The following is a 26,665-nucleotide window of genomic DNA, read 5'->3' on the forward strand; positions in this document are numbered from 1 at the left end:
TATTGAGTACAGGAAATTCACCATGGCGAAAAAAATATCTAAAGCATTTCGAGATTTACAAAGTTTACCAGCAACTAAAGTAAAAGGAAAACTAAAAATCAATCGTAAAAATAGTAACGATGAGCATTTAGATGCTTATGCACAAGAATTAAAGGCCATATATCCTGACAGGAAAATTATCAGAAGGAAAGATGGACAATTCAAAATTTCGGCAGTATTTTGGGATTTCTTAGAATCAGAAAAAGATTTAATTTATGAAGATATAGAAAAAGGACGTGCCATAGTAAGTATTGCCATAGCAGGGTGGAATCTAGCTCTATTACCAGAGGAAGAAAGGGAAAAAGAAATTCAAAGTTTAACGGTTACCAACGGTATTGAAAAAGATAATTCTGGCGATATTTTTTTTAGAGATTTAGTAAGAGACTTTGTAGAAAGAAAGTTAAAGTATTTTAATGATTTAGATGTGTTTATTTCTGATTTTCAACTACGAGAAGTAAATGGTGAGATGCGTCTTTCCATTGTTTCTATGGTGGGATGATTATATTTTAAAAATAATATAACAAAACACCATTTCATTAGCTCTAAATTTATAAAAATTAAATGATCAATATTCTTCAAGTTATTGCCCAAGAATTAGGGCTAAATATAAATCAAGTAAATAGTGCTTTAAACCTATTTTCAGAAGGGGCGACAATTCCCTTTATTGCCCGTTATCGTAAAGAAGTAACAGGCTCTCTCAATGAAATAGAATTAAGAAATATTGAAGAGCGTTTTAACTATTTACAAGAATTAGAAAATCGTAAACAAGTAATCCTAGAGGCGATCGCCCTTAAAAATCAACTCAGTGACTCATTAAAAGCCCAAATCACCGCCTGTTTACAAAAAAATGAACTTGAAGACCTTTATTTACCTTTCAAGACTAAACGGCGTACCCGTGCCACCATGGCAAAGGAAAAAGGATTAACCCCCCTTGCCGAATTAATCAAAGCTAAGAATCAACCCCAAACAAATAATTTTTCCCTAGAAAAAGAAGCCCAAAAATATCTAAATGACGAAGTAAAAACCATCGAAGAAGCTATCGCTGGGGCTGGGGATATACTAGCCGAAGAAATAGGAGAAAAAGCTAATTTAAGAGCTTACTTGAGGGAGTTTATTTTAAAGAATGGTTGGTTTACATCTAGCGTAAAAAAAGATTATGAAGAAGGTACAACTAAATATGAAATGTACCGTAACTTTCAAGGAAAACTAACTAAAATAGCCCCCCATAATATTCTTGCCTTATTTAGGGGGGAAAACGAAAAAATATTAAATGTAGATATTACTTTTGATGAAGAAAAAAGTCTTCATTATTTAGAATCAAAAATCATCAAAACTAAAGACAAAAGCCTAAAAAACTTTTATCAAGATACCATCAAAGATAGTTTTAACCGCCTCATGAAACCAGCTTTATTAAGGGAAGTAAGGGCAGAAAAAAAAGCATGGGCTGACGCTGAATCCATCAAAACCTTTGAAGCGAATTTACGGGAATTACTATTATCTGCCCCCGCAGGTATGAAACCCACCATGGCCATTGATCCCGGATTTCGTACGGGTTGTAAAGTAGCTATTCTCTCGGAAACAGGACAATTTTTGGACTATCAAGCCATATTTCCCCACACAGGGGAGCAAAAAAGACAGATTTCCACTAATACAATTCAAAATCTTATAAAAAAATATAGCATAGAATTGATTGCCATTGGAAATGGCACAGCAGGGAGAGAAACCGAGCAATTTATCGCCGAGGCGATCGCCCCTTTAAACCCTAAACCCATTAAGGTAATGGTCAACGAATCTGGGGCTTCCATCTATTCTGCCAGTGACATTGCCATCACCGAATTTCCTCATCTTGACATTACCGTACGGGGAGCTATTAGCATCGGTAGGAGATTACAAGACCCTTTAGCCGAATTAGTAAAAATTGACCCCAAATCCATCGGAGTAGGACAATATCAACATGACGTTGACCAAAAACTGCTCAAGAAAAAACTAGAAGAAACCGTAGAAAGTTGCGTTAACTATGTGGGAGTAGATTTAAACACCGCTTCCCAAGAATTACTCACCTTCGTTTCCGGCATTAACCCCACCATTGCCAACAATATCGTTAATTATCGCAACGAGCATGGGGCATTTAAAAGCCGTAAAGAATTGCTCAAGGTGAAAAAACTAGGGGCAAAAACCTTTGAATTGGCGGCAGGTTTCCTCAAAATTCAGGGGGGCAAAAATCCTTTAGATAATACAGCGGTACATCCCGAAAGTTATACCATCGTGGAAGCCATTGCCCAAGATATTAACATCTCCCTAGACCAAATTAATAAATTCAGTAACCATATTCACCAGTTAGACTTACGAAAATATGTCACCGATACCGTTGGTTTACCTACCCTAGAGGATATTCGCCAAGAATTAGAAAAACCAGGTAGAGATCCCCGTGCCGAATTTAAGTATGCTACTTTTAGGGAAGGTATCAACGAAATTAGTGACCTACAAGAGGGAATGGAGTTGGAAGGGGTTGTGACTAATGTGGTTAATTTTGGGGCTTTTGTGGATGTGGGGGTACATCAGGATGGGTTAATTCATATTTCTCAATTGGCAGATAGGTTTATTGAGGATACCAATGAGGTGATAAAAGTGGGAGAGGTTGTCAGGGTAAGGGTATTGAAAGTTAATCAAAAACTTAAACGTATTGGGCTTAAAAAACTTTAATAAATATAATTCTTACATACAGCTTACATTTTACTATTGTTTAACAAGGGGTTTAAACCCCTTGCCCTATGGCTTTATTTTTCAGCTCACCCTACTTAAATTTTTTCTAATTCATCACTTAATAAAATCCAATCAGTAAGGCTTAAATTTTCTGCCCTTGCAAGGGTATTTAAGTTCAAATTTGTTAAAATTTCTTCTAATTTATCGTTATCAACAATAGATTTTAAGTTATTTTTTAACATCTTTCTTCTACTAGAAAAACCTAGTTTTATAATAGTTTCCAAAAACTTAGGATTATTAACTTCTTTTTCTAACTTTCTGGGGGTAATTTTGACTACTACTGAATCAACTTTGGGGCGAGGACGAAAATCTTTTGCAGGTACTTCACAGACAATTTCACACTCTGCTAAATATTGAACTCTGACAGATAATGCTCCATAAATTTTGTTGTTGGGTTCGGCTACGAGGCGATCGCCCACTTCCTTTTGAATGAGTAAAACGATTGACTCTAAAGGATTAAGGTTAGGACTAGAAATAGTACCGAGGAGCTTTTCAATAATAGGGCCAGTGATATTATAAGGGATATTAGCAACTACTTTATTATAATTACTAAAATGAGGAAAATTGCCTAAAATATCAGGAATATCTAACTCTAAAAAATCTCCTTCCAACAATAAAAAATTATCTTTTTCTCCATACTCTTTGACTAATAATTTACACAAATCTCGGTCAATTTCAATGGCTAATAATTTATCCACATAGGGTAACATTCTTTTAGTTAAAACCCCCGTGCCTGGTCCTATTTCTAAAATGCGATCGCCCTTACTTAATTGAGCAGTACGAATAATATTATTTAAAGCGATGTCGCTAGTTAACCAATGCTGTCCAAACTGTTTTTTTGCTCTAATTGCCATAAAAAAAATTTAAAATTAGTAGAAATACACAAACCCTGAAACCTTCCTTTAACAAGGGGCTTAAGCCCCTTGCCCATTACTCCTTGTCCATTACTCCTTGTCCATTACTCCTTGCTCATTACTACTTGCCCATTATCAACTATCAATTATCAATTCTTATCTAACTATGCTTGTTTAATATTCACCGGCAAAGGAATCTCCTCAACCTTCGGTAATTTTTCCAAATTGAGACGGGAAGAAGCGCTTACCCCCGATAAACGTTTTAATAATTGCGGACGAGGATCATGAAGAAGATAAATAATTTCATCCCCTAACTTCCATTCTTCATTAGCTTGGATAATATCTAACTTACCATTTCGACGTACCAACAAAGGCAACATTTCCCCCGAAGCAATCAACGCTTGGATATGTACCTGCTGAAAATCGATAGCATCACCCTTACCCCTAATCACCGTTTTACCAAGCCTAAATAAACCATCTTGGAGATATTGATTCCAAACTTTTACAGGTAACTCATTAATAAAAGGTTGATTAATTTTTTGCTTATTAGCCTTCACATTATTATCATTTTGCTTCGGAAAAACTGCCAACACCTTCGGCGGTGCAAACTCCTCGATCGCCCTTTGTGCAATCATTAAATTAACATCCCCATTATTTGTAAGGGCAACTAAAGTGCCTACGGAGGTAATATCAGCCTTTTCCATCACTTGAGGATCTAATCCGCTACTCTCAAATACAGGTAAATTATCCTGTTTAGCCTTCTCACAGGCATCCTTATCCGTATCAATCAAAACCACCGATTCCCCTTCATTTTGATAAATACGCCCAATTAAACGCCCCAATTGATTACAACCAACAATCACCGCACCCCCTGCACAATTAGATTTTATTTTTAGTAAACTTGCTACTCCCCCAGCGCTCAAACCTTGGGCAAAAACCGTCATCATAATGGTAAGGAAAACTAATCCCTTAATAGAGTCTCCCCCGTTAATGCCATTTTGGGTTAACAAAATCGAGAATAAAGAAGCCACGGAAGCCGATACAATACCACGGGGGGCAATCCATGCTAAAAAAGTCTTTTGTCGCCAATTAAGGCCACTATTCCACGTACAAATCAGAATACTGAGGGGACGAACCAAGAACATCAGTACCAAAACTGTAAAGACACTACCCCATCCCAAAGCAAAAATACTGTCAATGGACAAGTCCGCCGCCAAGAGGATAAATAACACCGACACACATAATACGGTTAATTGTCCTTTAAAGCGTAATAATAACCTTTCTTCGGGAATGTCAGAAGCCCTCACCACAATCCCTGCCGTCACCGTTGCCATTAACCCTGACTCACTAATAATCATCTGGGATAGTCCAAATATCCCCCATACTCCTGCTAAAACCACCAAATTTTTTAATTCTTCGGGGACAAAGTTGGCGTTTTTCTGAAATGAGCCCAGTAACCAACCACCCATACCACCGATAATCGCCCCAATGCCCAGACGAAATAATAATCCTGTGACAATTTCAAAGGAATAAGCAGAGCTATTAAGAATGGTATCTAATACTACCACAGCCAGAATAGCACCCACAGGATCAATTAATACCCCTTCCCCTTCTAGTAAGGTAGCCACACGCTTATCTACGGCCACTTGTTTTAATAATGGACCGACTACCGTGGGGCCAGTAACAACCACCAAGGATGCGTATAAAAAGGCGATTTCCCAAGGAAATTCGGCTAACCAGTGGGCCGCCATACCACCCAAAATAAAAGTAATGAGGGTGCCTATGGTGACAAGGTTGCGTAAACTGCCTGATACTTTGTCTAGCTGTTTTAGTTCTAGGTTTAAGCCCCCTTCAAACAAAATAATGGCCACAGCAAGGGCGACTAATACTTCTAATCCTACTCCTAAAAGTTCTGGCTGTAATATGCCTAAACCGTCTCTACCTAATAACACCCCAAATATGAGCAGGAAAACGATACTGGGTATTTTAAAAAATTCTCCCAATACTTGAGAACTAATCCCTGCAAATACGGTTATGATGATCAGTAAAGTCAGAGTGAAAGAGTCTTCCATGGTATCAGAGGTTTAGATAATACGCCTTGTATTTTGTTGATAATTTCTTTTGAAATTATGATAATGTCCTATCCATGGTAGCTTAATTTGATAATTGATAACTTAAGCAATTGACAATGGACGATGAACCATGGACAATTAGAGGTTAATTAACCTAATCTTGTGCATTTTTGATTGTTTGAGTAATTAACTCATTGGTAACCCATAATCGATAACTCATAATTTCAAAATTGATGGATGTTCTTAAATCGAGTTTAATTGTTTCTTGTCAGGCGCCTAGTGATTCTCCTTTGCATCAACCCCAGATGATAGGTGCGATCGCCCTTGCATCCATTATGAATGGGGCAAAAGGAGTCAGAATCGATAGCCCAAGCCACATCCAAGCAGTACGTTCATTAGCTCCTGATATTCCCATTATCGGTTTATGGAAGCAAATGGGACTAAATTCTTCCGTATATATTACCCCCCGATATGAAGATGCCGTGGCAGTAAGCGAAGCAGGGGCGGATATTATTGCGGTGGATGGCACCCTCAGAAGTCGTCCTAACGGAGAAACCATGGCGGATATTATTGCTAAAATTAAATCTGATTTAGGTCGTTTGGTGATGGCTGATATTGATACCCTTCAAAGTGCGATCGCCTCTAGCCAAGCAGGAGCAGACTTTATCGGTACCACCCTCTACGGTTATACAGAAGATACCGCCCATAAAACTCCCCCTAACTTTGACTTTCTCAAACAATTAGTAACCACTATCGATAAACCAATTATTTGTGAAGGAGGTATCAAAACCCCCCAAGAAGCAAAAAAAGCCCTCGAAATAGGAGCTTTTGCGGTGGTTGTGGGTACTGCCATCACAGGTATTGATTTACAAACAAGGGAATATGTGGCGACCATGGAGGCAGAAAATAGGCAAGGTACTTAAGCCCGTTGTTAAAGAATAATATTCCGATTAATTCAACTCTCGTAAATAAGCCAATAAATCCGCCATCTCCTCGGCAGAAGGTTGAAACTTAGGCATAGGGGGAGTTTTACCGCTAATTACCTGATTAATAATACTCTGTTCCGATTTGCGTTTAGAAACATTGGTTAAAGTCGGCCCTACATTTCCTACCCCCTGTATTCCATGGCACCCAGCACAGTTAACATTAAAAATTGCCTCTCCCCTTTCCCCATTACCTTGATAAGACAATACTTCGATGATGTAGGGATTTTTAGAAGGTAACAACCAAAATGAGAGAATTATTACCGTTGTTAACAAAATAACACTGGAAATGGTTATGATCACGTTCCTGACTTCTGGTCTATTAATTTTTGTTTCTAATATTTGGTTGTTCACGGAATCATTGTTAACTTTTGGTTTACCTATTTAACATTCTGCAATATTTTGTCTCATTAATGCCACTTTTCCAAATTTAATTAACTTTCACCACTCTTTCTTCTACAAATACTTAGCCCCATGAGGAAGTTTCCATGGCAATTGATTAAAAATTCCCTCAATGTAACAATTAACCATAGGCAAACAAAAAACTAGCTATTATTTTTCATTAAAATTGTTAAAATGCACAAACTGTTATTTATGTCAACCTCCGTGGGTGCTTTAAGCTCAGGCATTGGGGGCGGTGTAGAATTAACCCTATACAACCTTATCCAAGAAATGCAAAAAAGAGGGTATGACATCACCACCGTAGCCCCCCAAGACTCTTACTTTGCTAATGCCAAAATTATCGAAATAGAAGGGAATGTGCATATACCAGCCCAGACTCAATCAAGGGATATTCCTACCATCATGCCTGAAAACTCCGTTTTGGCGAATATGTGGGAATATGCGAGAAAAGTACAGTCAGATTATGACTTGATTGTTAACTTTGCCTTTGATTGGCTTCCTTTTTACTTAACACCTTTTTTCTCTACCCCCATCGCCCAATTTATCAGCATGGGTTCTTTATCCGATAGTTTGGATGAGATTATGGATAAAATTGCCCAACAATATCCCCACAATTTTGGAGTATATACCAAGTCTCAGGCAAATACTTTTCCTTTTAGTCAGGTGTGCGAAATATTGGGCAGTGGGTTGGATTTGTCGTCATATCAATATAGTGAAAAATTTGATAAAAAACTGGCATGGTTAGGAAGAATTGCCCCAGAAAAAGCCCTGGAAGATGCGGTAAAAGCCTGTGATATTACCCAAATTCCTTTATTAATTTTTGGTAAAATTCAAGATGAGCAATATTGGCAAAAAATTCTCGCTCAATATCCTGATGCCCCCATCGACTATCGGGGTTTTTTATCTACCCAAGATTTACAACAGGAATTAAGGGAATGTCAAGGATTATTAATGACTCCTCGCTGGATAGAGGCTTTTGGGAATGTGGCCATAGAGGCTTTGGCTTGTGGTGTTCCTGTAATCGCCTATGCTAGGGGTGGCCCATCGGAAATTGTGGAGGATGGTAAGACGGGATTTTTGGTAACTCCTGATAGTGTGGATGGTTTGGTGGAGGCTATTAATAAGTTATCTACTATTAACCGTTATGATTGTCGTTTGGTGGTGGAAAGGGAGTATTCTTTGGATGTGTGGGGAGATAGGTTTGAGAGTTGGTTTAAAAAAATAGTTCCTCAGGCTGGTTAGTTTGGTAGCAGTGACACAGGATGATTAAAACAAGTAAGATCAATTTAAGATTATTATTATGAGTGAATCAGAGCAAGATAGAAAAAGAGATTTGGAATTGCGTCGGGATGCTTTGCGGGGCAGACAATTTTCTTTAGCAGATTTAATTGGGCAAGAAGGAGGGGGGTTTCTCAAGGGAGAGTCTCCTGTGCCTTTTATTATTAGGTTAAAAACAGAAATTAAGCTATTTATTAGTAACAATTTACAGGATAGCTCTGGGGCGTTACAGGCTGTATTACAAGATATGGTGAATGGGGCGGACAGTAAAATTAGTAGTCATGAAACGGATCCTTTGTCGGCTCTGAGGGCTATTATTGAGGAGATTATGGAAAATGATAATCTATACTATGACTTTGTGAAACAGGTTGACCTTAAATCTGGACAAATAAGTGGCGATCGCCCTTACTTCCAAAAACCAGGACAACCTGCCCATCCTGAAGACGAATATTCTCACGAATCAGTTAAGGAAAAACTCATCGAACTTTTGAATATCATCGATGCTATTCAACCACAGTAGGGAAATAGGGAATAGAAAATAATTTAACTATCACCTAACACCTACCACCGAAATTAGGCTTCCACCAAAGTTAGAGCTTCCCCAGTGAGGCTAAAAGCCCTTACCTGAGTAATTTTCACGGGGACAATTTTCCCTTTTAACTCATTTATATCCCCTGCAAAGAAAGTAAGACGATTACCATCTGTCCTACCCACCACTTGAGTCGCATCCTTGGGATTAACATCCTCCACCAATACCTGCTCAATTTTACCAAGATACCGTTGAGAACGTTGCGCCGCCTTAACTGATACTAAATGATTTAGGCGCGCCAGGCGATCGCCCTTTACCTCCTCACTAAGCTGATTTTCCCATTCCGCCGCAGGGGTTTGAGGACGAGGAGAATAAGCCGCCGTATTCAAAAGGTCAAAACCAATATCCTCCACTAACCTTAAAGTATTCTCAAACTGCTCCTCTGTTTCCCCCGGAAAACCCACAATGGCATCCGCACTAATGGCAGCATCAGGCATATAACCACGAATTTTATTGATAATATCTCGATAACGTTCATGGGTATAACCGCGCTTCATGGCTTTTAATACATCATTATCCCCCGACTGAAAAGGAATGTGGAAATGTTCACACACCTTGGGCAACTCATGACAAGCCTTGATTAAACGCTCGGTAAAATAGCGGGGATGGGAAGTGGCAAAGCGGATGCGCTCGATCCCTTCCACATCATGGATAAAATAGAGTAAATCCGTCAAAGTATGCTTATTTCTCCCTGTTTCCGTTGTACCAGGTAAGTCACGCCCATAGGCATCGATATTTTGACCCAATAAAGTTATCTCCGTATAACCCTGACGGGCAAGTTCTTCAATTTCCGCCTTAATGGCTTCGGGGGTGCGAGATTGCTCCACGCCTCTAGTATTTGGCACTACACAATAACTACATCTTTCATTGCAACCATAAATAATATTTACCCAAGCCGAAACACTGCTTTCTCGGCGGGGTTTAGTAATATCCTCAAAAATATGCACGGGCTCAGTAGCTACAATCTGATTCCCTGCAAATACTTGATCCAATAAACTATCAAGGCGATTGGCGTGTTGAGGCCCCATAATCAGGTCAATTTCAGGCACACGCCTTAAAAGTTGCTCTCCTTCCTGTTGTGCGACACAACCGGCTACCACAAGGGTTAAGTCACCCTCTTTATGTTTTCTTTTTGCCTGTCTGCCCAAATAAGAATAAACTTTTTGCTCAGCATTATCCCTGATACTACAGGTATTATATACAATCACATTGGCTTCGTTAGGATCCTCAGTAAAATCATAACCCATGGTTTCCAATATTCCTGCCATGCGCTCGGAGTCTGCCTTATTCATTTGACAACCGAAGGTAATGATATTATATCGGCGATTATTGTTGGTCATATTTTCAATAAAAATTAAACATATAATAAATTTTTGCGTATCTCTAATATACAAGAATTCAGTCCTTGCCTTGTTTGCTCTTTTTTGAGTAACCGCTTTCATATTTGAAGGACTATAATAATTAAGAAAAGAAGAAGAGAATAATAATCAAATTTAATCAGTTTGTAAAGATATATTATCTTTATGGCACTGTCCAACAGGTTAGAATATTCCCAATTATTGAATAACTTTCTACCTAATAACACTGCTTTTTTGTATCTATAAAAGCATTATTTCTTTGGATTTATTGCTTAAATTATTCAAAGTATATTCATTTTTAAACTAGAAATATCCTATGAGGAAATAAATAAAAATAGTTACTATTTATATCTAAAATATAGCCAAAATACATATCTATGGATCACTACATTAAAGAGAGTAATATACATACTATAAAATGAAAAAAAATCCTTGGAAATATTTAAAAAGTTTAAGGTATAGTATCGTTTTAGTAACTTGTTGTTGTCTTATGCTAGTAGGACAAGCAACTTTATCACAACAAATTTCCCATAATTTAGAAAGAGATATAAAAGTGGGAATTTATCAAAATAGTCCAAAAGTATTTGTGGATGATAGCGGTAATCCTGCTGGTTTTTGGGTTGATATAGTTGATAATATTGCGAGAATAAATAATTGGTCAATAGTTTATGTACCCTGTATTTGGAGTGAATGTTTAAATCTGGTAGAAGAAGATGGTTTAGATTTGATGGTTGATGTGGCTTATTCTCCTGAGCGCGATCGCACCTTTAGCTTTAATAGTAACGTAGTATTAGCCAGTTGGTCACAAATTTACGCCAGACAAGGATTAGAATTAAACTCAATATTAGAATTAGATAACACAAGAATTGGAATATTAAGATCAAGCATTCAACAAGATGTTTTAGAAAAAGAAATACAGGCTTTTGGAATCTATCCAACCCTTGTAGAAGTCGATAGTTTTGATGAAGTTTTTGCTCTTTTAGAAAAGGGAGAGATAGATGCAGGAATAGTTAATAATTTTTTTGCAACGAAGGAAGCTAATAAATATAGTATTGTTAAAACTAATATTTTAATTAATCCAGCCCGTTTACACTTTATTACTCAGAATGATGATCCAAAAAATATATTACCAGAATTAGATCTGGTTATGGAACAATTAATAGATGATCCCAATTCTAGCTACTATCAAGCGATGAATAGATGGCTTGAGCCTCAAAAAGTGTTTGGTTGGCAAGACATAAGAAAAATTATCATGGATTTTATTATTTACACACCTTTTTTTTGATTAGTTTTTGTAGTTTTATGGAATTATTTTCTCAAAAAAGAGGTAAATCGCCGAAAAATTGTAGAACAGAATTTAAGAGAAAGTGAAGAAAGTTATATTCATCTGACCAATCATATCCCCGTGGGAGTATTTAAAACAGATAAAGATTTTAATTGTTTATACGTCAACAAATACTGTTGTGAATTGATGGGTTTATCAGAGCAACAAATCAAAACAGAAGGATGGTTAATGGGTATTCATCCTGAAGACAAGGAAAAAACAATCCATTGGACAAATTCCATTAAAAAAGGTGTAATTTTTGATTTAGAATATCGTTTTCAACGCCCTGATAAATCGATTATATGGGTGTTTGGGCAATGTTTACCAGAATATGATGACCATCAGAAAGTGAGGGGTTACATTGGTACTGTAACAAATATAAGCGATCGCATCTTAGCCGAGCAACAATTAAAACACAATGCCTTCCATGACAAATTAACAGGCTTAGCCAATAGAGATTTATTGACCCAAAGACTAGAATTAGCGATACAAAAACAAAAACGTGATCACAACGTAAGATTTGCCGTCTTATTTTTAGACTTAGATAATTTCAAGATAATTAACGATAGTTTAGGGCATTCTACAGGAGATAAATTGTTAGTTGCCATGGCAAAATTACTACAAGGATTTATCAGGGAAATAGATATTGCCGTTAGATTGGGAGGAGATGAATTTGTAGTTTTGTTAGAAGATATTGATGGTATTCAAGAAGCTATCGTGGTTGCCCAAAGAATTATTCAAGCCTTAAAATCCCCTTTGGTGCTAGATAATAAAGAAGTTTTCATTCAAACCAGTATTGGTATTACCACAAGTAGTGAGAGAAGGGAAAATGCCGAAAGTATCCTAAGAGACGCTGATATAGCCATGTATAAGGCAAAGCAAAGTGGCAAAGGAAAATATGCTATTTTTGATCCCATTATGCACTCCCAAGCCGTTGAAAGGCTACAGATGGAAAATGATTTGCGTAATGCCCTCGAAAATAATCAGTTTATTTTAAATTACCAACCAGTGGTTAACCTAAAATCTGGCTCTATTGAAGGTTTGGAGGCCTTAATTCGTTGGCAACATCCACAAAAGGGGTTAATTTCTCCTCTAAAATTTATCTCCATTGCCGAAGAAATGGGGTTAATTATTCCCCTTGGAGAATGGATTTTAGACACAGCCTGTCAACAACTATCCATATGGCAAAAGCAATTTAACTCTCCTTTAAAGTTAAGTGTTAATTTATCGGTAAAACAGTTAAATTATTGTTTAATTGAGACTTTAGATAATATTCTTTTTCGTCATCAAATATTGCCAAATACTTTGACTTTAGAAATTACTGAAAGTATGTTAATTGAAAATTTTGAGTCAACTTCTAATTTACTATACAAAATAAAAGAAAGAAATATTTCTATTAGTATTGATGATTTTGGTACGGGGTATTCCTGTTTTAGTTATTTACATCGTTTACCCGTGGATATTCTCAAAATTGACCGTAGTTTTGTCCATAATTTAGAGTTAAATGGTCATAATCAATTAATTACAGAATCTATTATTGTTTTGTCAAAATCCATTGGTATGTCGGTAATCGCAGAAGGAGTTGAGGCTGTGGAGCAAAAAATATGGTTACAACGCCACGGATGTTCATTTGGGCAGGGTTATTTCTTTTCTCCTCCTTTACTTCCCCTTCTCGCAACGATGGTTTTGCAAAAAGGTTCATATCAAGAGTATATAAAAACCAGACCTTAATCCAAGGGGGTGGAGAATGTATTAAAATTAACGGATAATAATTGTTGCTTTAGTTATTGTTTTAATAGTTAGAGTGCTTTTTTGTGTATTAACTCCCTTGGCGATCGCCCTTAATTTATGAGTCAAAATTCTTTTGTTGGAACAGTTTATTTAGTGGGTGCAGGTCCTGGAGACCCCGGATTGCTTACGGTTAAGGGAAAATCCCTGTTAGAATTGGCAGATGTGGTAGTGTATGATGCTTTGGTTAGCGAAGAAATTTTAAATATAATTAGTCCCTACGCCGAAAAAATTAACGCAGGAAAACGCCGTGGTCGCCATTCTTTACCCCAAAACCAAACCAATGAAATTTTGATCGAAAAAGCTCGTGAACACGTCATAGTGGTACGCCTAAAGGGTGGAGATCCCTTTGTTTTTGGTCGGGGAGGGGAAGAAATGGCAGATTTAATCAAAGCGGGGATTCCTGTGGAGGTGGTGCCAGGTATTACTTCGGGCATTGCCGCCCCTGCTTATGCTGGTATTCCTGTTACCCATCGGGGTTATAGTTCATCGGTTACTTTTGTTACTGGTCATGAATCGGTGGGAAAATATCGCCCTAATGTGGATTGGAGTGCGATCGCCCGTGGCTCAGAAACTATAGTTATTTATATGGGTATCCATAACCTCCATCAAATCATCCCCCAATTAATCGAAGCAGGGTTGACACCCCAAACCCAAATCGCCCTCATCCGTTGGGGTACACGCCCCGATCAACAGGAGTTATATGGTGATCTCGAAAATATTATTGATAAAGTAGAATCATCAGGATTTGAAGCCCCTGCGATCGCAGTTATCGGTAAAGTAGTGGGATTTAGGCAAGAAATAAACGAAATACTATGCAACTAACCATCAAATTTCCAGAAAATACTAGCCCCGAACAAATTACAAAATTAATTCACAATATCAAACAAATTTCCATTCAAGAGGGAATAGATTTAAAAATGGAATCACAACCTATCTCAAAAAATGACCCTTGCAAAGAACTTGATTTTGAGCAAATAGCTGTGGAGACAGGCGTTGAAGACTTTGCCGAAAATCATGATCATTATTTGTATGGTGTACCTAAAAAATAATGAAATCAATTTTTGTTGGTCCTTCTGCATTAATAGCATAAGGTTTCAACCTTTTCTGTAATAGAAGCGATAAAGAATGGGGAATTGTTGACTGTATCAGTATCATCGTCGCTCAACAAATGAGTATTATAGATATATTCAGTACCGATTATCACTTTCAACAAGCAGGATTACAAATTATTCTCAACAAATAAATAATCATGTTTAACAAAATAAAAAAAATAACCCCTCAGCCTGGGCAAGAATCTGTCTGGGATTACCCTCGCCCCCCAAGACTAGAAGCTGTAGAAGCCCCCATCCACATCATTTGCAATGGTGTAAAAATTGCCGATACCAAAAGCGCTTACCGTGTCTTGGAAACCAGTCATCCCCCCGTTTATTACCTTCCCCCCGCTGACATTAAAATGGAATATTTAACCCCCGCCCCTGGACAGTCTTTTTGTGAATGGAAAGGCATGGCACAATATTATACCGTCCAAGTAGAAGATAAAATGTTACCAAAAGTGGCATGGTATTATTCCCAGCCCACGGAAGCATTTAAGGAAATAACAAATTATGTGGCTTTCTATGCCTTTCCCATGGATGGATGCTATGTTGACGGAGAAAAAGTTACTCCCCAACCAGGTAATTTCTATGGTGGTTGGATTACTTCTAATATTGTAGGTCCTTTTAAAGGAGAGCCGGGTAGTTGGGGATGGTAGTTATTAATTGAGAATGGATAATTGATAATGATTTAGGTGGACATTGCCCACCTTTTTCCCCCAACAAAATAAATAGTATATTTCTCCAAAATTATGGGATTTGGGGGCAAAGCCACAGTCTTTTTTAATAACCTAAATCAACGGCGATGCGGTGAGCGCAACTAAAACCAGAAAAAGCTACTGCATTTAAACCCTGCCCGGGGAATGTACTATCTCCCACACAATAAAGATTTTTAATAGCGGTGCGGTTGAAGGGCATGGATAATAAACCTTTTAATTTACGACGGGGAATAGGCCCATAGGTGCCATTATCTCGATTTAAGAAGCGTCGATGGGTGCGAGGAGTACCTATTTCCATATAGTCTAAACCTACGTCTAAACCGGGAAATATTTTTTCTAAACGCTCAATTAATCTTCCTGCTGCTTCTTCTTTTTTGTACTCATATTGTTCCCCTGATAAGCCTTTCCAGTAGTCGATGTAACTGGGGGTAAAGGTATGAATAATATGATAACCTTCTGGAGCTAAACTGGGATCGAGAAGGGTGGGAATGGATACAAATATGGTACCTTGTTCGGCTTCTAAGTTTGACCAATTTTCAAGGATGATATGATGGCATTCTGTACCATGGGGTAACACTTTCGCATTAACCCCTAAATGAAGACTGAGGAAACTGGGGGATTGTTTATAGTTGTTTTCCCATCTTTTTTCTTTGGCTGGTTTTTCTTTTTCTATTAATTTCTCGAAGGTATCCCAACGGGTGGCATTGGAAACTATCCTTTCGGCTTGATATTCTGTACCGTCGGCTAGTCTAACGGCGATCGCACAGTTGCCCTCAGTAACAATCTCTGTAACCCTTGCCCCATAGTGAATTTCGCCCCCATGATTCTCTAAACCTTCCACTAACTTGAGGGCAATTTGTCCCACTCCCCCTTTAGGATAATTAATACCTCCATAATGACGGTCAGAAAATACCATCCCAGCATTAATCATGGGAGTCTTATCTGCGGGTACTACAGACCAACAATAACACTCCATATCGATAAACTTCAACAACTCAGGATTTCTGATATGCTTACGGGCAATATCTCCCACATTGAGGGGTAAATATTTGACCAAACCCAAACAGGCAAGAGGATGCTGGAAAAATACCCTCGTTAAATAACCAACTTCTTCTAAAGAAAGTAATTCCATGGTGTTGAGACAATTAAACACCTTCCAACATTCATCATAAAACTTTTTGATGCCCTCCTCCTCATCGGGAAAACGGGCGTATAATTCCTGTAAAAACTTGTCATAGTCTCGGTGAACTTTTAGGTCTAAATTATCAGGTAAATGATAGTGTATTTGTACTGGATCTGCATAGGTTTCCATGTTCATATCCACGGCATCCAAGGCACGGGTTAACAGATTGGTAGTACCTTCAGTACCAAAACCAAAAATCATCGAAGCGCCCACATCAAAGCGATAACCTTCCCTTTCAAAATACCCTGCACTGCCTCCCGGGATAAGGTAACGTTCTAAAACTAATACTTTTATACCTTTGGCGGCCAATTGAGTAGCGGTTACTAAGCCACCAATACCTGAGCCGATTACTATGACATCGTATTTACTCATATTCCGATTTTAGCTGACAGTTGACAGTTAATTTTTACATTTTTGTTACATTATCAATTCTAAACTGTCCATACTAATTTTTTCACCTCATTATTACTGCCTGATGGGAAAGGTGTTACAAATTATCAGCAAATTTTCTTTTTTCTTGACTTCTACTCTCTTATGGGGAAGGATCAAAAGGGGCTTGAAATAATAAAATTGCTTTTGTTTGTACTGAAAATGTATAAGTTTCTATCACACTAGAAAATGATCTCATAAAATAAAAAAAGAGGCAAAGTCTAAGATTTTTTATATTTTAAAGTTTCTTTGGGTTATGAGACAGTTGAGAAGAAAAAATAAGAGTAAAATGAGATGTTAAAGTGTAATAAATTCTTAACTAATTATTCATTACTAAATGTCAGAAGATTCTCAAACTATTTCCCTTCCTAGTATCGAAAGTGCGATCGCCCTTGCGGGTAAACAAGAAGAAAACCTAAAATACATAGCTAGAATGACGGGAGCAAATCTCTCTTTGCAGGGGCAAGATTTAGCCATTTATGGTAAAGCCAAACCCGTCGCCAGAAGTATTGAAATAGTCAAAGCCCTAGAAACCTTGTGGCTAGAAACAAAACCCATTACTCAGTCCGATATATTGGTGGTATTTCATGCTCTTGATACCAACAAAATGGAAGAGTATGAGGGAATCCAAAAAGAAGTACTAGCCCGTACCCGTAGCGGTGAGTCAATCCGTGCTAAAACTTTTAAACAAAGACAATACGTCCAGACTATTCAAAAATATGATATTACCTTTGGCATTGGTCCGGCTGGTACAGGAAAAACATTTTTAGCTGCGGTTTTAGCAGTCCAGACCTTGCTAAATGATGAGTGTGAAAGATTAATTTTAACTCGCCCTGCGGTGGAAGCGGGAGAGAAATTGGGTTTTTTACCAGGGGATTTACAACAAAAAGTTGACCCTTTTTTACGTCCTCTGTATGATGCTTTATATCAATTCATTGAACCGATCAAAATTCCTGAATTAATCGAAAAGGGAAAAATAGAAGTAGCCCCCATTGCTTATATGAGGGGTAGAACTTTAAGTAATGCTTTCGTTATTGTTGATGAAGCACAAAATACCACTCCAGCCCAGTTAAAAATGGTTTTAACTCGCCTTGGTTTTGGTTCTAAAATGGTAGTAACGGGGGATATAACTCAAACGGATTTACCTAATCAACAGCAGTCAGGGTTAATTGTTGCGTCCAAAATTTTGCAAGATGTGGAAGGAATTGGTTTTTGTAACCTTACCCAAGCCGATGTAATTCGTCATCCTTTGGTGCAAAAAATTGTGGCAGCCTACGAAAGACACTTTTAAATAATTGATAATGGATCGTTGTAGTGAAAAAATTTACCCATTGACATTATGGGGAGGTTTTCGATCGCACTTTACCTTGCAAGGGCTACCCCAAGCGATTTTAGTACTGGGAATGTTATGTAAAACAGTACTACGGGTCCCGATAATCGTATTAGCGCCAATTTTGACTCCGGGAGCGATAAAGCAATCACTGGCAACCCAAACCCCGTTACCGATCATAATAGGAGATGTTATTAAGTCGAAGGTAGTTTGGTTATAATCATGGCTTCCTGTGCAAAGGTAGCTATGTTGAGAAATGACAGTGTGAGAGCCAATGATAATTTTATCTAAACTATAAAAGTAAGTGCGATCGCCTATCCAACTATAATCACCGATTTCCACCTTCCAAGGATATAAAAATCTAGCACTAGAGCGAATAACTACCTGTTTACCAACTTTTGCCCCAAAAAGTTTTAATAATGTCCGTCTCACTCCATTAAAATTGTGAGGAGTCAGGGGAAAGATAATCCCTTCTACTATCCACCATAACAAGATAAACCATAGAGGTTTTCCCCTATCAAAATGGTTTTGGTTATATTTACTCAGATTAAACCAAGGCTCAGTATCGAGGACAGGATTTTGGTTTTTGCTGGGGGTAATAGGTTCGTGATTAGTCATGGATAAAAGTTCGTTCTCTGAACCTATATATTACTAGAATTCGCCATAATATATATAGTCTAGGTTATTATGGGCGATCAATGATACTTAGTACATCCTTTGGTGACAATTTATTTTTAAACCAGACAATTTGATTTGGTAAATCTTTAAAATTAACTCCTGCTTTTGCCAAATTCAAACGCTCGGAAATAGCTAAAATCAAGTTATCTCGTTCTACCTTTTGAGTTTGATAAAATTTCTTTTGTAGATATTGAGGACTCCAATAACCAACTATTTCCAATAAAAAATCTCTCCCGTCAGGATGGACAATGCGAAAATCTGGAATCATCACACTCCCCGGCACAGGCAACAAGTCCACTTCTCTTTCTAAGCGCCATGGGGTATCCATTTTTTCCCACCGTTTGGCAAAGGATTCTTCTAACAAACTGTCGTAGGTGGTATTAATCCCATAATGACTTACTAAATCGCAACTATCATCAAGATGAAAGCGTTTTTCTTTGATGCGGTTGGTGTAGTTATCTTTCATTCTCAAAGTGGCTTCTAAACTCCATTTACGCACATGAAGCAGGGCGGGAATCATCTTGGCTAGAGCCAAACCGTAACGGGTATTGGCTTTAAAAAGACTGGTAGGCCCATCAATGGAAATGGTAAAACCAGTGTCGGCATCTCCTTCCACATATACCATCAACTCAAATAGTTTGAGGTAGCGAAATAGTTGTTTATATTCCCCTGGTTGGTTACGGTGGGCGTGGATGATTATTTCACTGGCACGGTAAAAAATGCCTTGTACTTGGGAGAGGTTATAACGATGGATGAGGGTTTCTGGTTGGGGAGTTTCAAATGTAATGAGGATGCGATTTTCTTGTAAGTCGGCGTATAGTCCTTGTTCAATTTCTTGGGGTAATACTTCCCTTTGTACTTCTTTGGTTAGGTTAAGGGCGATCGCACTTAGCACAGATTTTTTATTATCAGGTATAGGCAAAGAATTAGCACTATAGGAAAAAACCTTCTCTCGCAACTTAGAAGGCATCAAAGGACTGACAATTTCAAAGGTGCTAAAGTGATTTTTTAAAAGATGAGCCAAACCCCTTTTTAGACGATAATCAGGGCTATCCCCTTCCAATTCTTTGAGTTTATTATCCAGATAAGCTTGAGTTTTTCCCACACAGGTTTGAAAACAATCTATCTGCTCACAAGCTAGAAAAAGATTATTTTTATTAAGAGGTAATTTTTTGGGAATAATCGTTTCCCCATCAAAACGATACATTAACAAGTCTGTTTTAAGCATTTTTGATATTCAAAAAATAAAAAAAATAAACTATTATCTATTATGGGGGAGGATAGTTAGTAGTCAATATTTAAATAATTCATAATTTACCTTGTTATTGCTCATTATTAAAAATTGGGATAAAGGCAGTATTTCTCAATTTAAAAAACTACTAAGTTTATTTTTTTATAAAATCTTTATGATTTCTTATAAGTGATTTATTGTAAACTATCTTTATAGTTAAGTCGTTTTTTTGTCATAACTATAAATTAAAAAAGAATCCGTAACACATTCTTCACGGCACAAAAAATTACCGCTGGTGACAATTAATTAATTTAACACTGTACACCAATTTTATAAACTTTTATATGGACGTAACTGGATTCGAACCAGTGACCCCATCGATGTCAACGATGTACTCTAACCAACTGAGCTATACGTCCTTGTTACAACAGCTTTATATTATATCATTAGCCACCATAAAAGGCAAGTTTTCAAAAAAAAACAGAAAAATTAAAGATTACTGGATCGGAATGATGAATCATTTGCTAGAATAGCATGGGAAATTTAAGGATAAATTAATAGTCTTTGAGTCAAGCATTAGAAATTCCAAATTTAGACACCCTAGCACAAGAACTAGCAGCTATTCAGCAAACTAGCTCCAAAAAAATCGCTTTGCTAGGTTCACGCCATGTTCCAATAACTCATTTACACCTAATTGAGATGATGAGTTACGCCCTTGTATTGGGTGGTAACCGTTTGATAACCTCTGGGGCGGCAGGAACCAATTCTGCCGCTATTAGAGGAGCCATGAGGGCTGACCCTAATCTTTTGACGGTAATTTTACCTCAGAGCCTAGATCGTCAGCCCAAGGAGTCTCAAGAACAACTACAGAAGGTAATTCACTTGGTAGAAAATCCAGATCATAATCATCTCTCTTTGGGGGAAGCGAGTGCGGATTGTAACAGAGAAATTATTTCTCGTTGTCAACAGCTAATCTGTTTTGCTTTTCATGACAGTCATACTCTTATGAAAACTTGCGAAGAAGCGGAGGAGCAAAGAAAGGTTGTTACGTTGTTTTACTTTGATTAGTGGAAATTTTTATCAATGCCATTAGCTAGGAATGATCGGCTCTCAGTGTTTATTTAGGACTGATGGCTGATTCCTAATAGCTATTTTTCCATTTTATTTTAAACATAAATAATTATTTATAGATCCCAAAAGTATTCTGCTATTTATGAGAAAGTTAGTATTGGCGACAAGTAATCAGGGAAAACTAAAGGAAATAGAAAGTTATTTGCAGGGGTTAGATATTGAATTGGTTTTAAAGCCAAAAGATTTAGAAGTAGAAGAAACTGGCTCAACTTTTATGGAAAATGCTATCTTAAAAGCGAGTCAAGTGGCTTTAGCTATGGGAGAATGGGCGATCGCCGATGACTCTGGTTTAATGATTGATGTTTTAGACGGAGCACCCGGGCTTTTTTCGGCACGGTATGCCCCCACACCAGAAGAATGTATCGACCGAGTTTTAAAGGAATTGGAAGGGGAAAATAATCGTCAAGGTCAATTTGTGTGCGCCGTGGCGATCGCCTCTGGGGATGGTAAAATTATCTTGCAAAGTGAAGGAATCTGTCGAGGGGAAATTTTAACCCAAAGAAAAGGACAAGGAGGTTTTGGTTATGACCCTATTTTTTATGTGCCAAAAATTGGGCAAACTTTTGCCGAAATTTCCTCCGAAACAAAAGATAAAATTAGTCATCGGGGACTTGCCTTAGAAAGTCTATTACCTCAATTAAAAGAACTTCTTTCTTAGTATAATTAAGTTAATTGATAGTTTCACTCGAACTTTTATCCCATCGTTTTAAAATCCCGTAAAAAATTGCAGCAAATAAGGCAAAAAAAGTAACTATTAATATAGATTTAAAACTAAATTTTTGATAGATAGTAAGATATTCTGGTGTCATTGTTACACACAACTTTATATCCAAAAGTAAACTTTGTTGAAATTTAACAGAATTTCTAAAATTAAATTAACCTAAAGGAATATAATTTAAACTAAGGAGTCATAGATTAAATAAGCTCTTCAAAGAGCGAAAATTTCAAACTATTTACCATCTCAAAGGGTCATGTATAGAATTCTGATAGTTGAAGATGAGCTAATTGCGGCCGAAAGTCTTTCTCTCGATCTCAAAAAACTCGGATACGAAGTAATTGGTATCGTTAGCACTGGACCAAAAGCCATTCAAAAAGCGCAAGATTCTTCACCTGACTTAGTTTTGATGGATATAATGCTTAAAGGCTCTATGGACGGTATTACGGCGGCTCATGAAATTTATCGCCTCCTCAAAATTCCCATCATTTATTTAAGCGCCTATGCCGATGCTCAAACCTTAAAAAGGGCGCAAAAAATTCCAGCCTATGGATACCTAGTCAAGCCTTACAAGATTGCTGACATTACTACTACTATTACCATCGCCTTATCTAAATTTGAAGAAGATTCCCGCACAGAGTCTAATTTACTAAAGCAACAAAAATTAAATCAAATCAAAACCCAAGCCCTGGCAACTGCTTCCCATGATTTACGAGCGCCCCTTACCAGTATTTTGGGATATACCGAATTAATAAAAGACTATGGGGATAAATTATCCGCTGATAAAAAAGAAAGGTACTTTAATTTTATCAAAAGTGCGATCGTCGAAATGAATGATTCTCTCGAAGATTTATTACTAATTAGTAAAGCAGAAGAAGGAAAAATAACCCTATATCCAGACCAATTTGATTTAGTACAATTCCTACAAAGTTTGATAGATGAACAGAATAATTTAACCGATAAACATACTATTAATTTTCACTGTCAAGAGTCTGCTTACGAGGCTTACCTAGATAGGAAAATGTTACATCATATCCTCAATAACTTAATTTCTAATGCTATTAAATATTCTCCTGATGGAGGAGATATTGACCTAACCTTATGTTGTGAACCAGATAATATTTTACTTACTATAGAAGACTATGGCATTGGTATTCCTGATAATTATAAACATAAATTATTTCAGTTATTTGAAAGGGCTGATAATGTGGCAGGAATTAAAGGTAATGGTTTAGGTTTATCTATTGTTAAAAAAGCTGTAGAAATTCATGGGGGAGAAATTACTGTGGAAAGTGAAGAAAATAAAGGTACTAAATTTAGTATCAATATTCCCAAAATTTATTACAGTGAATTATGAAACAATTAGTTTTAGTTGGCGGTGGACATAGCCATGCGATCGCCCTTAAAATGTATTATGATAACCCTATTAAAAATGTTAAAATAACCTTAATTAATGAAGTAAAAAAGACTCCCTATTCAGGAATGCTTCCTGCTCACATAGCAGGGTATTATAACTTTCATCAAACCCATATCAACCTAGAAAAATTAGCCCAAAAAACTAACAGTAACTTAATGGTTGATCAAGTAATAGACATTAATCCGACACAACAAAAAGTTTATTGCTTATCAGGAAACACCATTAAATATGACCTTTTATCCATCGACATTGGTAGTACCCCCGATGATAGTCAAATAAAAGGAGCAAAAGAATATGCCATTAGGGCAAAACCTGTGCCAACTTTACTAGAAAAATGGGAAGCAATTATTAATGATTTAAATAACAATCCTAATCAAAATATTACCTTAAATATTATTGGAGGGGGTGCAGGAGGGGTCGAACTTGCTCTTAATATGCACAAAAGATTAACTGATATTGTAACAGCAAAACAAGTAAATATTAATATTATCAATAGAGGTCAAGTATTATTAAATAGTCATAATATACGTGCTAGTAAACTTTTTAATAACCTTTTAGAAAAAAAAGATATTAATATCATCTTAGAGACAGAAATAGTAGAAATTTGCTCAGATAAAGTTATTACAAAAAAAGGAAACATTATTAAAGGAGATTATACCTTTTTGGTTACTAATGCTTCCCCCGCATCATGGCTAAAAAATACAGGTTTAAGCATTGATAAAAAAGGATTTATTTTAGTCAAAAATACCCTACAAACCCTATCCCATGACAATATTTTTGCTACAGGAGACATCGCCACCATCAAAGATAATCCTAGCCCCAAGGCGGGAGTTTTTGCAGTTAGACAAGGTAAACCGTTATATAACAACTGGCGATTACTATTAGAAGGAAAAAGCCTTAATTCTTATTATCCCCAATCTTTTTATTTAAGTTTGATTGGTACTGGGGACAAAAAAGCAGTAGCTATTTGGGGGAATTGTGCTTATTTATCTAAGGTTTTTTGGTATCTAAAGGATTACATTGATAAAAAATTTATGGAGCAATTTTCCAGCTGAATAAATCATACTAAATCCGAGTTATAAACTGTACTTTTATTTATCATTGATTGGCAATAGGCTTAAGCCCATTGTTCGTTTTATTAGTCTACTTTTCTTTTTTTTTAATGCCGAGAAACATCCATTGATTTGATGATTTTCGCTAAAATTTTCGCACTATCAAACAAGGCTAATTTTTTACAATTATTACTCATCTGCTTTAACTTAACCTTATCCTTAATTAAGTTCGTAACGGTTTTTTCCAAGACATCGGGAGTTAAATCATTTTGACGAAATAATACCGCTGCGTTTTCTTGGGCAAAGACTTGAGCATTAAAAAATTGATGGTCTTCAGCAGCAAAGGGAAAAGGAATCAACACCGAAGGAGTTTTCGTGATTGCCAATTCCGTCAAAGCACTAGCCCCAGAGCGACTAATGGCAAAATCTGCCCGATTTAACAACCCTGCCATATTGTCATAAAAGGTCATTTCGATATAGTTGGGATGTTCAAATGTACCAAAATCATCATCTCTATTCCCCGTTAAATGGACTATATACCAACCATTTTTCAACCAATAAGGGGCGCACTGTCTCACTAATTTATTAAGGGCTACGGCTCCCTGAGAGCCTCCCATGGCCACAATTACAGGCACACTGTCAGGGATTTTAAAATCTAGGGTTTCAGGGGATAAAAATTCTTGGCGCACAGGGGTGCTTACCCATTGGGTTTTTGTTTTTGGTAAATATTTTTTTGTGCCTTCAAAACCGATGCCCACTAGGTTGCATTGTTTTCCTAACAGTTTGGTTACTTTACCTGGTATGTAGTTTGATTCGTGCAAAATTACAGGAACTTTGGCTAGTTTTGCCCCCAAAATAGCAGGTGCGGAGATGTAACCCCCTGTGGTGAATACTAAGTCTATTTTTTCCCTTTTTATTAGTTTATAAGTAAAGGCGATCGCCCTTAGCATTTTGGCAAAGAGAAAAACAGTTTTAACCCCAAACTTAGTTTGAAAACCATCAATATCAACAGTGCGTAAAGGATAAAAATCAGGCACTATGGAAGTCTCAAGGCGATTTGGCACCCCTAACCATTGAATCTCGTAGCTAGACAATTCTTGGGCAACAGCAAGGGCAGGAAATAAATGTCCCCCAGTGCCACTGGCAGCGATTAACAGTTTCGACTTATGATCAGACACAATCAAGATAATTAATAATCAACAGTAAAAGTTTTTGCAGGTATAAAAATCTTAACTGCTATATACCGAGGTAAACCAAAGAACTAACAGTTAAGGGTTATTACTAGGTTACAAAAACCCGATTATACTTTACCATTAAAAAATCAATAGTTAATAATCAAAAATTAAAGGGTATTCAACCCACACCAAAAATAACCCAGCAAAAAATCATGATCTACTTTTGGCAACAAGTATATAATTTTTGTCAGCATATTACCACCCGTATCGGAGACAAGTTATTAGAAGACTTTGCCAAATTAGAACCCACTCGCAAAGCCGATGGTAGCCTCGTTACCGCCGCTGATAAGTGGGCAGATAAAGAAATTAGAGACGCCATCAAGCAATGTTTCCCTACCCATGGCATTCTTACCGAAGAAACCGAGCATCTACTACCCATGAATGATTGGTGTTGGGTAATTGATCCCATTGATGGTACTACCAACTTTACCAGAGGAATTCCCATCTGGGGTATTTCCATCGGACTACTCTTCAAAGGTACCCCCGTATTTGGTTTTGTTCATTTTCCCCAAATCCAACAAACCTACCACGGTTATTATTATGACGACACAGGCTTAACAGGGCCAAAAGGTGCATATCTAAATGGAGATCGCATCTACACCAGCACCGCCGACGCTAGTATGAACCACATCTTCACCCTCTGTGCCAGAAGCACCGAAGTTCTTACCCGTTACTTCCCCTGCAAAATCAGACTCACAGGAGTCGCCAGTTATAATATGCTACTCGTTGCCTGTGGTGCCGCCCTAGGAGCCGTAGAAGCCACCCCCAAAATTTGGGACATAGCAGGAGCCTACCCCATCCTCAGAGCCGCAGGAGGACAATTAGTACACCTAGAACCTGACCCCGTCTTTCCCCTTCCCCAAGGAGTTGATTACAGCCATAGAGGATTTCCCTCCCTCTGTGTTGCCCATCCCAAACTCATCAACGAATTTAAACCCCTCGTTGAATTTATCGGCGAAAAAGCTCTTCAACACTCCCCATCCTAGGGCTATTCGATTACA

24 protein-coding genes and 1 tRNA gene are annotated in these 26,665 nt (G+C 37.3%); 16 read left to right on the forward strand and 9 right to left on the reverse strand.

Features of this window, described 5'->3' with window-relative positions; all coding sequences use genetic code 11:
• Positions 1-22: 22 nt before the first annotated feature.
• Both AA637_RS01385 and AA637_RS01390 read left to right on the forward strand, forming a co-directional pair.
• A complete protein-coding gene (locus tag AA637_RS01385) occupies positions 23-538 on the forward strand; it encodes a hypothetical protein (protein WP_446683571.1) in 516 nt (171 codons plus the stop codon).
• A 62-nt stretch (positions 539-600) separates the two neighbouring features.
• Positions 601-2,742: a Tex family protein gene (locus AA637_RS01390; RefSeq protein ID WP_446683572.1), complete on the forward strand. Its 2,142-nt coding sequence runs from the start codon at positions 601-603 to the stop codon at positions 2,740-2,742.
• 95 nt (positions 2,743-2,837) lie between these two features.
• Here the strand turns inward: AA637_RS01390 and rsmA are convergent, their stop codons facing one another.
• Both rsmA and AA637_RS01400 read right to left on the reverse strand, forming a co-directional pair.
• On the reverse strand, positions 2,838-3,656 hold the full coding sequence (gene rsmA / locus AA637_RS01395; RefSeq protein ID WP_446683573.1) for a 16S rRNA (adenine(1518)-N(6)/adenine(1519)-N(6))-dimethyltransferase RsmA: 819 nt from the start codon (positions 3,654-3,656) through the stop codon (positions 2,838-2,840).
• 164 nt (positions 3,657-3,820) lie between these two features.
• Complete coding sequence (locus AA637_RS01400) at positions 3,821-5,728, reverse strand: cation:proton antiporter (protein ID WP_446683574.1); 1,908 nt, start codon at positions 5,726-5,728, stop codon at positions 3,821-3,823.
• A gap of 233 nt (positions 5,729-5,961) precedes the next feature.
• Here AA637_RS01400 and AA637_RS01405 point away from each other — a divergent pair, with 233 nt between their 5' ends.
• Entirely contained in the window at positions 5,962-6,651 is a 690-nt protein-coding gene (locus AA637_RS01405; protein WP_446683575.1) for an N-acetylmannosamine-6-phosphate 2-epimerase, read from the forward strand.
• A 27-nt stretch (positions 6,652-6,678) separates the two neighbouring features.
• Here the strand turns inward: AA637_RS01405 and AA637_RS01410 are convergent, their stop codons facing one another.
• A complete protein-coding gene (locus AA637_RS01410) occupies positions 6,679-7,065 on the reverse strand; it encodes a c-type cytochrome (RefSeq protein WP_069789238.1) in 387 nt (128 codons plus the stop codon).
• A 222-nt stretch (positions 7,066-7,287) separates the two neighbouring features.
• On the opposite strand from AA637_RS01410, the gene AA637_RS01415 reads away from it, so the two are divergent.
• Positions 7,288-8,355, forward strand: a complete 1,068-nt coding sequence (locus AA637_RS01415) for a glycosyltransferase family 4 protein (RefSeq protein WP_446683576.1) — start codon at positions 7,288-7,290, stop codon at positions 8,353-8,355.
• 58 nt (positions 8,356-8,413) lie between these two features.
• A complete protein-coding gene (locus tag AA637_RS01420) occupies positions 8,414-8,911 on the forward strand; it encodes a hypothetical protein (RefSeq protein WP_446683577.1) in 498 nt (165 codons plus the stop codon).
• Between the two features lie 53 nt (positions 8,912-8,964).
• On the opposite strand, the gene miaB is transcribed toward AA637_RS01420, so the two are convergent.
• Entirely contained in the window at positions 8,965-10,320 is a 1,356-nt protein-coding gene (gene miaB / locus AA637_RS01425) for a tRNA (N6-isopentenyl adenosine(37)-C2)-methylthiotransferase MiaB (protein ID WP_446683578.1), read from the reverse strand.
• Between the two features lie 508 nt (positions 10,321-10,828).
• Between miaB and AA637_RS01430 the strand changes: the two genes are divergently transcribed.
• The 5 genes from AA637_RS01430 to AA637_RS01450 all read left to right on the forward strand — a co-directional run bounded on the left by AA637_RS01430 (position 10,829) and on the right by AA637_RS01450 (position 15,203).
• Complete coding sequence (locus tag AA637_RS01430) at positions 10,829-11,623, forward strand: transporter substrate-binding domain-containing protein (protein ID WP_446683579.1); 795 nt, start codon at positions 10,829-10,831, stop codon at positions 11,621-11,623.
• Between the two features lie 57 nt (positions 11,624-11,680).
• The gene (locus AA637_RS01435) at positions 11,681-13,393 is read left to right on the forward strand and encodes a sensor domain-containing protein (RefSeq protein WP_446684511.1); all 1,713 of its coding nucleotides are present in this window, start codon (positions 11,681-11,683) and stop codon (positions 13,391-13,393) included.
• Between the two features lie 117 nt (positions 13,394-13,510).
• Entirely contained in the window at positions 13,511-14,275 is a 765-nt protein-coding gene (gene cobA / locus AA637_RS01440) for a uroporphyrinogen-III C-methyltransferase (protein WP_446683580.1), read from the forward strand.
• Positions 14,266-14,502, forward strand: coding sequence for a hypothetical protein (locus AA637_RS01445; RefSeq protein WP_446683581.1), 237 nt, complete (start codon positions 14,266-14,268; stop codon positions 14,500-14,502). Before cobA ends, AA637_RS01445 begins: the two co-directional genes overlap by 10 nt.
• A gap of 200 nt (positions 14,503-14,702) precedes the next feature.
• Positions 14,703-15,203: a DUF427 domain-containing protein gene (locus AA637_RS01450; RefSeq protein ID WP_446683582.1), complete on the forward strand. Its 501-nt coding sequence runs from the start codon at positions 14,703-14,705 to the stop codon at positions 15,201-15,203.
• Between the two features lie 124 nt (positions 15,204-15,327).
• Here AA637_RS01450 and crtH read toward each other — a convergent pair whose 3' ends face one another.
• A complete protein-coding gene (crtH, locus tag AA637_RS01455) occupies positions 15,328-16,818 on the reverse strand; it encodes a carotenoid isomerase (RefSeq protein WP_446683583.1) in 1,491 nt (496 codons plus the stop codon).
• Positions 16,819-17,212: 394 nt separating this feature from the next.
• Between crtH and AA637_RS01460 the strand changes: the two genes are divergently transcribed.
• Positions 17,213-18,166, forward strand: a complete 954-nt coding sequence (locus AA637_RS01460) for a PhoH family protein (RefSeq protein WP_446683584.1) — start codon at positions 17,213-17,215, stop codon at positions 18,164-18,166.
• A gap of 33 nt (positions 18,167-18,199) precedes the next feature.
• Here AA637_RS01460 and AA637_RS01465 read toward each other — a convergent pair whose 3' ends face one another.
• From AA637_RS01465 to AA637_RS01475, 3 genes are all read right to left on the reverse strand, one after another.
• On the reverse strand, positions 18,200-18,823 hold the full coding sequence (locus AA637_RS01465) for a WcaF family extracellular polysaccharide biosynthesis acetyltransferase (protein WP_446683585.1): 624 nt from the start codon (positions 18,821-18,823) through the stop codon (positions 18,200-18,202).
• A 67-nt stretch (positions 18,824-18,890) separates the two neighbouring features.
• Positions 18,891-20,111: a DUF790 family protein gene (locus AA637_RS01470; RefSeq protein ID WP_446683586.1), complete on the reverse strand. Its 1,221-nt coding sequence runs from the start codon at positions 20,109-20,111 to the stop codon at positions 18,891-18,893.
• Between the two features lie 348 nt (positions 20,112-20,459).
• Positions 20,460-20,533: transfer RNA gene (locus AA637_RS01475), tRNA-Val, on the reverse strand.
• A gap of 145 nt (positions 20,534-20,678) precedes the next feature.
• On the opposite strand from AA637_RS01475, the gene AA637_RS01480 reads away from it, so the two are divergent.
• The 4 genes from AA637_RS01480 (at position 20,679) to AA637_RS01495 (ending at position 24,432) form a co-directional block, all read left to right on the forward strand.
• Entirely contained in the window at positions 20,679-21,182 is a 504-nt protein-coding gene (locus AA637_RS01480; RefSeq protein ID WP_069789247.1) for a DNA recombination-mediator protein A, read from the forward strand.
• Between the two features lie 145 nt (positions 21,183-21,327).
• Positions 21,328-21,903 carry an RdgB/HAM1 family non-canonical purine NTP pyrophosphatase gene (rdgB, locus tag AA637_RS01485; protein ID WP_446683587.1) on the forward strand — a complete coding sequence of 192 codons (576 nt, stop codon included), beginning with the start codon at positions 21,328-21,330 and terminating at the stop codon, positions 21,901-21,903.
• Between the two features lie 313 nt (positions 21,904-22,216).
• Positions 22,217-23,317, forward strand: coding sequence for a hybrid sensor histidine kinase/response regulator (locus tag AA637_RS01490; RefSeq protein ID WP_069789249.1), 1,101 nt, complete (start codon positions 22,217-22,219; stop codon positions 23,315-23,317).
• Positions 23,314-24,432: an FAD-dependent oxidoreductase gene (locus tag AA637_RS01495; RefSeq protein WP_446683588.1), complete on the forward strand. Its 1,119-nt coding sequence runs from the start codon at positions 23,314-23,316 to the stop codon at positions 24,430-24,432. The genes AA637_RS01490 and AA637_RS01495 overlap by 4 nt, the downstream gene beginning before the upstream one ends.
• 104 nt (positions 24,433-24,536) lie before the next feature.
• Here AA637_RS01495 and murG read toward each other — a convergent pair whose 3' ends face one another.
• Positions 24,537-25,607, reverse strand: coding sequence for an undecaprenyldiphospho-muramoylpentapeptide beta-N-acetylglucosaminyltransferase (gene murG / locus AA637_RS01500; RefSeq protein WP_446683589.1), 1,071 nt, complete (start codon positions 25,605-25,607; stop codon positions 24,537-24,539).
• A 209-nt stretch (positions 25,608-25,816) separates the two neighbouring features.
• Between murG and AA637_RS01505 the strand changes: the two genes are divergently transcribed.
• A complete protein-coding gene (locus tag AA637_RS01505; protein WP_446683590.1) occupies positions 25,817-26,650 on the forward strand; it encodes an inositol monophosphatase family protein in 834 nt (277 codons plus the stop codon).
• Positions 26,651-26,665: the final 15 nt, after the last annotated feature.

Source organism: Cyanobacterium sp. HL-69 (assembly GCA_002813895.1).
Lineage (GTDB): Bacteria > Cyanobacteriota > Cyanobacteriia > Cyanobacteriales > Cyanobacteriaceae > Cyanobacterium.